10 protein-coding genes are annotated in these 11,372 nt (G+C 72.1%); 3 read left to right on the forward strand and 7 right to left on the reverse strand.

Annotation, left to right across the window (positions count from 1 at the left end):
* Positions 1-59 precede the first annotated feature (59 nt).
* Positions 60-818: a DUF881 domain-containing protein gene (locus ACPYOM_RS06450; RefSeq protein WP_481343007.1), complete on the forward strand. Its 759-nt coding sequence runs from the start codon at positions 60-62 to the stop codon at positions 816-818.
* Positions 819-901: 83 nt separating this feature from the next.
* On the forward strand, positions 902-1,531 hold the full coding sequence (locus ACPYOM_RS06455) for an aminodeoxychorismate/anthranilate synthase component II (protein WP_481343008.1): 630 nt from the start codon (positions 902-904) through the stop codon (positions 1,529-1,531).
* Between the two features lie 49 nt (positions 1,532-1,580).
* Here ACPYOM_RS06455 and pknB read toward each other — a convergent pair whose 3' ends face one another.
* The 7 genes from pknB to ACPYOM_RS06490 all read right to left on the reverse strand — a co-directional run bounded on the left by pknB (position 1,581) and on the right by ACPYOM_RS06490 (position 10,607).
* Positions 1,581-3,428 carry a Stk1 family PASTA domain-containing Ser/Thr kinase gene (pknB, locus tag ACPYOM_RS06460; protein WP_481345346.1) on the reverse strand — a complete coding sequence of 616 codons (1,848 nt, stop codon included), beginning with the start codon at positions 3,426-3,428 and terminating at the stop codon, positions 1,581-1,583.
* Between the two features lie 95 nt (positions 3,429-3,523).
* Complete coding sequence (locus ACPYOM_RS06465) at positions 3,524-4,852, reverse strand: serine/threonine-protein kinase (protein ID WP_481345347.1); 1,329 nt, start codon at positions 4,850-4,852, stop codon at positions 3,524-3,526.
* Positions 4,849-6,309: a peptidoglycan D,D-transpeptidase FtsI family protein gene (locus ACPYOM_RS06470; protein ID WP_481345348.1), complete on the reverse strand. Its 1,461-nt coding sequence runs from the start codon at positions 6,307-6,309 to the stop codon at positions 4,849-4,851. The genes ACPYOM_RS06465 and ACPYOM_RS06470 overlap by 4 nt, the downstream gene beginning before the upstream one ends.
* A complete protein-coding gene (locus ACPYOM_RS06475) occupies positions 6,306-7,703 on the reverse strand; it encodes an FtsW/RodA/SpoVE family cell cycle protein (RefSeq protein ID WP_481345349.1) in 1,398 nt (465 codons plus the stop codon). Before ACPYOM_RS06475 ends, ACPYOM_RS06470 begins: the two co-directional genes overlap by 4 nt.
* A complete protein-coding gene (locus ACPYOM_RS06480) occupies positions 7,700-9,154 on the reverse strand; it encodes a PP2C family protein-serine/threonine phosphatase (RefSeq protein WP_481345350.1) in 1,455 nt (484 codons plus the stop codon). Before ACPYOM_RS06480 ends, ACPYOM_RS06475 begins: the two co-directional genes overlap by 4 nt.
* 4 nt (positions 9,155-9,158) lie before the next feature.
* Positions 9,159-9,788, reverse strand: coding sequence for an FHA domain-containing protein FhaB/FipA (locus tag ACPYOM_RS06485; RefSeq protein ID WP_481345351.1), 630 nt, complete (start codon positions 9,786-9,788; stop codon positions 9,159-9,161).
* A 36-nt stretch (positions 9,789-9,824) separates the two neighbouring features.
* Complete coding sequence (locus tag ACPYOM_RS06490; RefSeq protein WP_481343014.1) at positions 9,825-10,607, reverse strand: FhaA domain-containing protein; 783 nt, start codon at positions 10,605-10,607, stop codon at positions 9,825-9,827.
* 237 nt (positions 10,608-10,844) lie between these two features.
* On the opposite strand from ACPYOM_RS06490, the gene ACPYOM_RS06495 reads away from it, so the two are divergent.
* Positions 10,845-11,372: hypothetical protein (locus ACPYOM_RS06495; RefSeq protein ID WP_481345352.1), on the forward strand; the 528-nt coding region annotated here is incomplete at its 3' end.

Below are 11,372 nucleotides of genomic sequence, written 5' to 3' on the forward strand. Positions count from 1 at the left end.
CGCGGTCAGGCAGAATGTCGGCGTGGTGCGGACCGTCCGCGCCCGTGGAGGACCCAGTCATGACCGACGAGCCGGTGACCGCCCCGCAGCCGCGTCGGCGTCCGCGACCCACGTGGCGCCCGCTCGTCCCCGTCATCACCGCGGTCGCCGGGATCATGTTCTCGATGAGCTTCGTCGCCGCCCAGGGCCAGGACCTGAGGGCCGATCGCGACCTTCCGCAGCTCATCATGGCCGGCGACGCCCGGGTCGCCGAGAAGGCCGCCGAGCTCGACACCCTCCAGAAGGAGGTCGACGCGCTGTCCAAGGCCAGCGCACCCTTCGACCAGCGCCTGTCGAGCCTGAGCGCCAAGGGGGACGACCTCGCGGTGGCGGCTGCCGACACCAAGGTCACCGGTCCCGCCATCGAGGTCACGCTCGACGACGCGCACCGCAGCGCCGACTCGCTGCCCGACGGGTTCACCCCGGACGACATCGTCGTGCACCAGCAGGACGTCCAGGGCGTCGTCAACGCGCTCTGGCGGTCCGGCGCCGAGGCGATGATGATCCAGGACCAGCGGGTCATCTCCACGAGCGCGGTCCGGTGCGTCGGCAACACCCTCATCCTCCAGGGCCGCGTCTACTCGCCGCCCTACCGGATCAAGGCGATCGGTGACGTCCAGGCGCTGCAGCTCGGCCTCGACAACGACCAGACCGTGCAGATCTACCGGCAGTACGTCGACGCCGTCGGTCTCGGCTACGGGGTGCAGACTCACGCCGCCGAGGAGTTCCCGGCATACTCGGGAACGGTCGACCTCCAGTACGCGTCGCCGATCCGCTGAGCACGCTCGGCGCGCGCCCATCGACCCGAGCCACCTCGACCCGAGCCATCTCGACCCGTCCCGCAGCATCCCGTGAGGCCCGCATGACCCGCATCCTCGTCGTCGACAACTACGACAGCTTCGTCTACACGATCGTCGGCTACCTCGAGCAGCTCGGCGCCGAGTGCCACGTCGTGCGCAACGACGCCGTCGAGGCCCGCGAGGCCGCCGACTACGACGGCGTGCTCGTCTCGCCCGGCCCGGGCACGCCCGAAGCGGCCGGCGTCTCGATGGAGCTCATCCGCGAGTGCGCTCGCATCGGCACGCCGATGTTCGGGGTCTGCCTCGGCCACCAGGCGCTCGGCGTCGTCGCCGGCGCCACGGTCGACCGTGCGCCCGAGCTGCTCCACGGCAAGACGTCCCTCGTCCACCACGACGGCACCGGCGTCCTCGAGGGGCTGCCCTCGCCGTTCACGGCGACGCGCTACCACTCCCTGACGATCGACCCGTCGACCCTGCCCGACGAGCTCGTCGCCACCGCGCACACCGACTCCGGGGTGGTCATGGCGGTGCGGCACCGCGACCTGCCGTTGCACGGCGTCCAGTTCCACCCGGAGAGCGTGCTCACCGAGGGCGGGCACCGGATGCTTGCCAACTTCCTCGCCATGTGCGGCGACGGCGACGCGGTCGCCCGCTCGGTGGGGCTCAGTCCCCTCGTCACCGCCGCGGTGTGAGAAAGGGGCCCCTCCGGCGATCGGAGGGGCCCCTTTCTCACGTGGCGTCTCAGGGCAGGAGGGGTCCCCCGGTGGTCGTGCCCGCCGTCGTCGGGGGTGTCGTCGGCGGCGGCACCGTGACGGTCGTCGTCGACGGCTGCGGCGTCGGGGTCTTCGCCACCTTGACGGTGATCGTCGAGCCGGCCTTGACGACGTCGCCGCCCTTCTCGACGTCGAGGACCTGGTCGGCCGGCTTGTCGGAGTCGACCGGCTCCTTCTTCGGGTTGAGGCCGGCGTTCTGCAGTGCGATGACCGCCTGCGTCCAGTCCTTGCCGACGAGGTCGTCCGGCACCTGCACGTTGCCGGTCGCGTAGTAGATCGTGATGTCCGAGCCGGCCGCCACCGTCGAGTTGGCCGGTGGGTCGGTCTTGGTCACCTTGTTCTTGTCCTGGTCGGGCGTGTTCTCCTCGACGAACTTCGCGACGGTGAACCCCTGCTTCTCCAGCTCGGCCCGGGCGTCGTCCTTCTTCATGCCGCTGACGTCGGGCACCTGCACGCTCTCGGGCCCGGTCGACACGACGAACCGGATCACCGACTGCTCGGCGACCTGCCCACCGGCCTTGGGGTCCTGGCTGATGACCCGGCCCTCAGCCACCGTCGTGCTGGGTGCCGACGACTTCTCGCCGCGGAGGTTGCTCGTCGCGAGGGCCTGGTTGGCCTGGGACTCCTGGAGGTTGACGATCGAGGGCACCGCCACCATCTTGACGTCGGGCTGCTGGTTGCCGAACCAGGTCACCGCGAGCCAGCCGATGAGCCCGAGCAGGAGGAGCGCGAGGACCGTGATGAGCGCCGCCCGGCCCTTGTGCCCCCTGCGCTCCTCGTCCTCGTCGTGCCCGACGGCCGGCAGCCCGGCCGTGTTCTCGTAGCGGGTCCGCTGCGCCACGGGCGCCTGCACGGCGGTCGGGGTGCCCGGCGTGGCGTACGACGCCGGGAGGGTCTGGGTCGCCGCGGCACCGACCGCGGCTCCGGTGCCGAGGGCTGCCGCGCTGATCGGACGCCCCAACCGGACGTTCTCGAGGTCCGCGCGGAAGGCGTTCGCGTCCTGGTAGCGGGCGTCGCGGTCCTTCTCCAGCGCGTGGAGCGTCACCGCGTCGAGGTCGCCGCCGACGGCGTCGTTCCAGACGCTCGGCGGCTGCGGCAGCTCGCCGACGTGCTGGTAGGCGATGGCGACCGGTGAGTCACCGGTGAACGGCGGGCGCCCGGTCAGCAGCTCGAAGAGCATGCAGCCGGTCGAGTAGAGGTCGGAGCGGGCGTCGACCGTCTGGCCCTGGGCCTGCTCCGGCGAGAGGTACTGCGCGGTGCCGACGACCGACTGCGTCTGGGTCATCGTCGCCGCGGTGTCGGCGACGGCACGCGCGATGCCGAAGTCCATGACCTTGACGGTGCCGGCGTCCGTGATCATGACGTTGGCGGGCTTGATGTCGCGGTGGACGATGCCCATCCGGTGGCTGTAGGCCAGCGCGTCGAGGACACCCTCGGTGACCCGGATGGCCTCGCCCGGGTCGAGCTGGCGGTGCTCGCTCAGCTTCTGGCGCAGGGTCTGGCCGTCGACGTACTCCATGACGATGTAGGGCAGGTGCGTCCGCGTGCCGTTGGGGCCCTCGATGTACGTGTCGTCCTCGCCGGAGTCGAAGATCGCGACGATCGAGGGGTGGTTGAGGCCCGCGGCGGACTGGGCCTCGCGGCGGAAGCGCATGAGGAAGTTCGGGTCCCGGGCGAGGTCCGAGCGCAGCATCTTGATGGCGACGGTGCGCCCGAGGCGGGTGTCGTGCCCGACGTGGACGTCGGCCATCCCACCACGGCCGATGAGCTCGCCGACTTCGTAGCGTCCCCCGAGGACGCGGGGGGTCGTGGTCACGTTGTTCGCCCTCGCTCGGTCGTGTGCTGCGTCATCGAATGATGGGTCATCGTCGTCCGCTCGTCGTGCGCTGTCGTGGGGCCGGTCGCTCATGCTCACTTGCCCTTCCCCTTGCCCTTGCCCTTGCCGTGGCCGGACAGCGTGGCCGGCGGCGCGATGTCCGTCGTGCTCGTGGTCGTCGCCCTCGTCGGCGTCGTGCTCGTGGGCCGGCTGGTCGTCGGCGTGGCCGGCGTGCGGGTGGCTGCGCCGTTCGCCGCCTCGGTGCTCGTGACCGCGGGCGTCGGTGGTGCCTGGTCGGGGGCCCGGCCGGCCCGGTCACCCAGGACGAAGGCACCCCAGGCGACGAGGGCCACGAGGGGGACGGCGAGCCAGGCCCATCGTGACCGGCGTCCGGGGCGCTCGCGGTCCTGGCGACGCGAGTGCCGGGGCGTGTCACCCCGCGGGGTGGCCGCCTCAGGCGGGCTGGCGAGGGCCGCCGCGGCTCCTGCTGCCGACGCCTCCGTGGGCGCGTGCATGGCGGTGAAGGCCCGGGTGGCGTCGAGTGCGGCCAGCGGCACCGTCGGGTCGGTGCCGGCGACCGGTGGCGGGGTGACGCCGGGCAGCGCCCCGAGCGGGACGCCGACGGCCGCGGCCACCTCGCCCGCGGAGCCGGGACGGTCCTCGGGCCGCTTGGCCAGGCACGCGACGACGATGTCGCGCAGGTCGCGTGGCACGGAGTCGGGCAGCGGCGGGGGCGGGTCGTTGACCTGGGCCAGGGCCGTCGCGACCGGGGTGCCCATGTCGAACGGCTTGCGGCCGGTCAGCATCTCGTGGGCCACGATGCCGAGGGAGTAGATGTCGCTCGCGGCGGTCGCCGGCTCGCCCGTCGCCTGCTCGGGGCTGATGTAGTCGGGTGTGCCGAGCACCTCACCGGCGCGCGTGTGCCCCGAGCCGTTGCCGATGCGCGCGATGCCGAAGTCGGTGAGCTTCGCCTGGCCCTCGGCGGTGACGATGATGTTGGCCGGCTTGACGTCACGGTGCACGACGCCGGCCTCGTGCGCGGCCGACAGGGCGAGGGCCGCCTGGCCGAGGATGGAGCGGACCTGCTCGGGCGCCAGGCCACCGTCGCTGTCGCGGATCAGCTCGCCGAGGGTGCGTCCCGGGACGAGCTCCATGACGAGGTAGGAGACGTCGTCCTCCTCGCCGTAGTCGTACACCGCGGCGATGTTCGGGTGGTGCAGGGCGGCGCTGCCGCGCGCCTCGTCGCGGAACCGGTCGGCGAACGTCGTGTCCTCCGGGTCGGCCGGGCGCAGCACCTTGACCGCGACCGGCCGTTGCAGGACGCGGTCCGTGGCCTCCCACACGTCACCCATGCCGCCGGACGCGATGCTCGTGTCCAGCGTGTAGCGGTGGCCCAGCGCGTCGCCGGGCGCGAGGATCGTCATCGGGCGAGCACCGCCTCCATGACGTCCTTGGCGATCGGGGCGGCGACACGGCCGCCACCGATCTCGCTGCCCGTCACGCCGCCGTCCTCGACGACGACCGCCACGGCGACCTTCGGGTCGTCGGCCGGGGCGAAGCTGATGAACCAGGCGTGCGGCGGCTTGCCCTTCTCGTGCTGGGCCGTCCCGGTCTTGCCGGCCACCCGGACGCCGTCGATCTGTGCCCGCGCGCCGCTGCCGTGGTCCACGACCGAGACCATCATCTTCGTCAGGATCGACGCCGTCTGCTCGGAGACCGCCTGCGAGAGCTCGGTCGGTTCCGGCGTCGAGGAGATGACGTCGAGGTTGGCGCTGCGGACCGAGTCGATGAGGTAGGGAGTCATGACGCGGCCCCCGTTGGCGATGCCGGCCGCGACCATCGCCATCTGGAGCGGGGTCGTCTTGACGTCGTACTGGCCGATGGCCGCCTGCGCCGACTGCGGCTCGTTCATGTCGGCCGGGACCGAGCTCGTCGCGACGCGCAGCGGCACCTGGAGGGAGTCGCCGAAGCCGAACTTGGCCGCCTGGGCGCGCAGCTTCTCGGCGCCGAGCTCGAGACCGAGCGAGCCGAAGGCCGTGTTGCACGAGATCTCGAGCGCGTGGATGAGCGTGGTCTCGTTGTTCGGGCCGCACGGCTGACCGGTCTCGTTCGGCAGGTTGGTGCTCGTCAACGGCAGGTCGAGCTCGGCGGGGCCCGGCACCTTCGAGTTCTCGTCCGTGGCCACCCCGTTCTCGAGGGCCGCGGCCGCGGTGACGACCTTGAACGTCGAGCCGGGCGGGTAGAGGCTGCTCACCGCGCGGTTGACGTAGCTCTTGTCGGCGTCGCTCGCCAGGCGCTGCCACGCCTTGGAGGCCTTGGTCAGGTCGTGGCTCGACAGCGGGTTCGGGTCGTACTGCGGGTGGCTGACCATCGCCAGGATCGCGCCCGTCTTCGGGTCGAGCGCGACGACGGCGCCCTTGCTCTTGCCGAGCGCGTCGTCGGCGGCCTTCTGCGCCTTGGGGTCGATGGTCAGCTCGAGCGTCGCACCGGCGGTCTTGCGCCCCGTGATGAGGTCGGTGACGCGGCGGACGAAGAGGGAGTCGGAGTCGCCCGAGAGCAGGTCGTCGGACGCGTGCTCGAGACCGTACGGCGCGCCGACGACGTAGGAGTAGAAGCCGGTGATCTGCGCGTACAGGTCGCCCTGGGGGTACTGGCGCAGGAACTTGTACTGGTCGTCGACGGGGACCGACTTCGCGACGGCCTCGCCGCCGACGACGATCGACCCGCGCTCGCGCGAGTAGCTGTCGAGCAGCGTCCGCTTGTTGGCCGCCATGGCCCCGAGCGACTTGGCCTGGACGAACTGGATCAGCGTCGAGGAGACGAGCAGTGCCGCGAACAGTGCCGCCATGAGCAGGGACAGGCGTCGGATCGGGGTGTTCACGGCATCCTCACCACCTGGGTGACCTCGGCCGGTGCGGGCTCGTCGGCCGCGACGCCGACCGGCATCTCCGGCATCGGGCGGCGGGCCTGGTCCGAGATGCGCAGCAGCAGCGCGGTGATGACCCAGTTGGCGAGCAGCGAGGAACCACCGAGGGACATGAACGGCGTCGTCAGGCCGGTCAGCGGGATGACGCGGGTGACGCCGCCGATGACGATGAAGACCTGGAACGCGACGGAGAACGCGAGCCCGATCGCGAGCAGCTTGCCGAAGCCGTCGCGGACCCCGAGGGCGGTGCGAACGCCGCGCTCGCAGAAGAGGATGTAGAGGACGAGGATGGCGAGCGTGCCGAAGAGGCCGAGCTCCTCGCCGAGGCTGGGGAAGATGAAGTCGCTCTCGGCGAACGAGGTCAGCCACGGCCGTCCTGCACCGAGCCCGGTGCCGGTGAGGCCACCGGCAGCCATGCCCCACACGCCGTTGGCCAGCTGGTTCGACTGCTCGAGGTTCTGCGACGAGAACGGGTCCATCCAGAGGTCGACGCGCTTCTGGAAGTGCGAGAACGCCGAGAGCGCGAACGCCACCGCCGCCGCGAACAGGAGCAGGCCGATGGCGATCCACGACGTGCGCTCGGTCGCGACGTAGAGCATCGCGACGAAGAGCCCGAAGAAGAGCAGCGCCGAACCGAGGTCCTTCTCGAAGACGAGGATGAGCAGCGCCAGCACCCAGGCCACGAGGATGGGGCCGAGGTCGCGACCGCGCGGGAAGGTGAACCCGAGGACCTTCCTGCCCGCCAGCGAGAGCACGTCACGGGTCTGGACGAGGTAGCCGGCGAAGAAGACGGCGAGGGCGATCTTGGCGAACTCGCCGGGCTGGAAGTTCATCGGCCCGATGGAGATCCAGATCTGCGAGCCGTTGATCGACCGCCCGAGCCCCGGCACGAGCGGCGACAGCAGCAGCACGAAGCCGGCCGCCATCGACACGTAGGTGTAGCGGCGCAGGAGGCGGTGGTCGCGCAGCACGATGATGACCGCGACGGCGAGGACGACGGCGAAGGTCGTCCAGATGATCTGGCGGTAGGCGTCACCGTCGGTGCCGAGCTTGTCGCGGGCGAGGTCGAGCCGGTGGATCATGACCAGGCCGAGGCCGTTGAGGACCGTGACGATGGGCAGCAGCACCGGGTCGGCGTAGGCGGCCTTCCACCGCAGGACGAGGTGCACGGCCAGGGCCAGCACGGTGAACCCGCCGGCCACCGGGATGATGTTGGCCGGCACCGTGCCGTTGCGGTTGAGGTCGGTGGTGACCCACGCCAGCAGGACGATGCCGACGGCGAGAACGAGCAGTCCCAGCTCGGCGTTGCGGCGGGTGCGGGGGGTCAGTGGCTCGACGGTCGTCGTCATGCCGGCACCCCCGTCGTCACCGCCGCGGACCACATCGCCGGCGGCGCGGGCGAGGCCGGCAGCGCCGCAGGCTTCGCGGTCGTCGACGGACGCGGCGCCGGCGTCGACGGGTGCGGCGTCGTCTGGGTGGGCGTCGTCGGGGTGGAGGTGCTCGGCGTCGGTGTCGGCGTCGGTTGCGGGGTGGTGCCGCACGGCGTGCCGGTGACGGCCAGGTGCTGGCAGCGCATCGCCTCGCCGCGGAGGCGGTCGACCTTGCCCTCGGCGTCGCCGAGGTCGCGGGCCGGGATGGTGTTGTCGATCGAGCCCTGCACGTCGACGGGAAGGTCGCTGACGCGCACCTCGGACTCGCTCTCGACGCGGGACAGGGCGATGGGGCCGAGCTCGGCCGAGACGCCACGGAAGATCGCGACGTGCCCGTTGCTCACCGCGACGTAGAACTGCTTCTGCGACCACGCGTACGCCGCGTACCCGCCGCCGCACAGGATCGCCGCGACGACGAGGACGCCGATGAGCCGACGCACGACCTTGGCACGGCGCGAGCGCGTCGGGCCCTCGGCGAGCTCGACGCCGGACTCGTCGTCGTGGTCGGCCCGGCCGGTGGCGGCCCGGGAGAGCGCGGCGGCCTTCTCGGCGGGGGACGTCGGGATGGCACGCGTGCGGTTCGGCAGCCGCCTGGCCGCCGCGCCGACGACCTGCGGGACGGTGACCGGCAGGTCGTCGCCGTCGGCGTCGACGACCTCGGCGACGATGACGGTGACGTTGTCGCGCGTGCTGGCCTTGAGGGCCACCTCGATGCACCGGTCGGCGGCGTCGTCGGGGGTGCGGGCCTCGCGGAGGATCTCCTCGATGACGTCGGCGCCGACGAAGTCGGACAGGCCGTCGGAGCACAGCAGGAAGCGGTCGCCGATCTTGGCCTCGCGCAGCGACGTGTCGGGCTCGTCGTCGGGCTGGCCGGTCATGACGCGGGTGACGACGGAGCGCTGCGGGTGGGTGCCGGCCTCCTCGCGGGAGATGCGGCCCTCGTCGATGAGCTGCTGCACGAAGGAGTGGTCCTTCGTGATCTGCGAGAACGTGTCGCCGCGGAGCATGAACGCGCGCGAGTCACCGATGTGGGCCATCGCCAGCTTGTTGCCGGTGCGCAGCATGACGATCGTCGTCGAGCCCATGCCGGTGAGGTCGGAGTTCTCGCGCATGGCCCGCGTCAGCTTGGCGTTGGCCGAGTGCAGCGCCTCCTCGAGCAGCGGCACGGCCTGGTCGGCGGTGACGTCCTCCTCGTCGAGGGGCGCCAGCTCGCCGACGATCATCGAGCTGGCGACGTCGCCCGCGGCGTGCCCGCCCATGCCGTCGGCGAGGACGAGCAGGTTGGGGCCGGCGTAGCCGGAGTCCTCGTTCCGGGACTTGGGTCCCAGACCGAGGTCGGAGCGCGCGGCGTAGCGCAGGGCGATGGCCATCCGGTCAGCCCCGCAGCTCGAGGACCGTCTTGCCGATGCGCAGGGTCGTGCCGACCTCGACCTGCCGCGTGCCGGTCAGCTTGTCGCGGCCGATGAACGTGCCGTTGGTCGAGCCGAGGTCCTCGACGAGCCAGCCGTCGCGGGCGGGGTCGGGGTAGATGCGGCAGTGCCGGCCCGACGCGTAGTCGTCGTCGAGGACGAGCGCGCACTCGGGGTTGCGGCCGATGAGGATGCCGCTGCTGCGCAGCGGCAACGACGTGCCGGCGAGCGGGCCCTCGGTGACGACGAGGGTGGTCGGCACGGTCTTGCGGCCCCGGGCCCGGCGCGACGCACCGCTCGCTCCCCCTGTGCCCCCGGTGCCGGCGGCTGCCGCGGCGCTCCCGGCCGCGCTGACGCCGGCCGCTCCGGCCGCTGCGCCACCGACGGCGGCGGGCTGGCGCCTGGCCCGCGCCCGCTCCTTCTCTTGCGCCTTCTCCTGGGCCTTCTCCTGGGCCTTGAGCGCCTTGCGCTGGGTCCGGCGGCTCACCGACGTGCCGTAGATGTCGGTACGGAGCACCCCGACGACGCTGAAGACGAGGATCCACAGCAGCGCGAGCAGACCCAGCCGCAGCAGGGTCAGGGTGAGTTCACTCATGCGTCACCATGGGTCGTCGGGAGGGTCGACACGGGGTCATCGCCGTCCGGCTCGGAAGATCGCGGTGGTGCGACCGAGGGTCAGGCGGTCGCCGTCCTGGAGGCGTTGGCTCGCGATGCGGTCGCCGTTGACGAAGGTGCCGTTCGTGGAGTTGAGGTCGCGGATCGAGGTGACGAGGTGGGGGCCGTCGGTCGTGACGCGGACCTCGCTGTGCCGGCGGGAGACGCCCGGGTCGTCGACGACGATGTCGGCCGAGTCGTCGCGGCCGAGCGTGGTCAGGGCCCCGAGCAGCGGGTACCGGTCGCCGTTGATGTCGAGCCACGGCCGGGCCGAGGGGTTGGTGCGCGCACCGGGGCGCTGCACCGGCGGCTCCTCGACCATGGTGCCGCTCGGCGTCTGCGGTCGGGGGCCCGGGGCGGCCTCGCGGGGAGCCGCGACCGCCCCGGCCCGCTTCGCGGTGGCGGGCCGGACGCGGAAGACGCCGGTCTCCAGGCCCTCGCCCTCGACGAGGTCGACCTCGAGCGGACCCCCGGGCTGGTAGCCCTGCGAGTCGGCGTGCTCCTGGGCCGCCGCGACCAGGTCGTCGGTGAGGTCGTCCTCGTAGTCGCCGAGGCGCTCGTAGTCGGTCGGGCTCAGCTCGATCGTGTAGAGGTTGGGGACCATCGCCCTGCCGTGGCCGACGATCGCGGCCCGGTCGTCCATGGCGCGCCGGATCGCCGAGGCGATCTCGACGGGCTGCACCTCGGACTTGAACGCCTTCGCGAAGGCGCCGTGGACTGCCTTGGCCAGACCGTGCTCGACACGGTTGATGAGTCCCACGCCGTCTCCTCCTTCGTGGTGAGCGCTTCCTGCCGGGCGCTTCATCGTAACCGGGTCGACCGTGCTGGCCCCCAACCGACGGGCGGTGGGTAGGGACGCGGGAGGGACCCGCCGGCCCTGCGGCGCGCGTGGTCGGTGGGTTTGATCGGTGGGTTTGATGTGTCACGGAAGCATGGGACCATCGCGTGGGGTCCGCCGGCGGGCCCCGGCACGCGGCAGGCCAGCAAGGAGCGCTCGATGAGCAACGACGAGACCGGAAACACCGAGGGCCAGGGGATCCCCGGCTTCTCCTCGAACAACCGGGTCCCCGGGGGGTTCACGCTGCCCATCCCCGTCGTGACGGGCCAGCAGGACGAGCAGCCCGCGAGCGACCCGTGGTCCTCCACGTGGGCCGACGACTCCTGGCAGTCGGAGGAGGCGGCGTCCGAGCAGACGCGCCCGGCCGACCTACCGACGGGCAACGCGTGGAGCGACCCCTACGCGGGCGGCGCTCCGGGTGGCTCGGGCGGTTCGGACGCCACGCCCGCGGGTGCGTCGAGCAGCGCCGCCGGTGACTTCTCCGCCTACGAGGGCGACTACACCACCTACGACTCCGCCCCCTCGGGCGGCTACACCGCGGGCGGCTCGGCGTCCTCGACGTCCTCGACGTCCTCGAACGGCTGGTCCTCGTGGGACTCCGGCAGCGGCACCACCGAGGCCGACGAGTCCACCCGCCACTGGCAGGCGCTCCAGCACAACGCCGAGGTCGCCGACGCCTCAGTGGAG

The sequence above is a fragment of the Monashia sp. HAY1-2A genome (assembly GCF_056755315.1).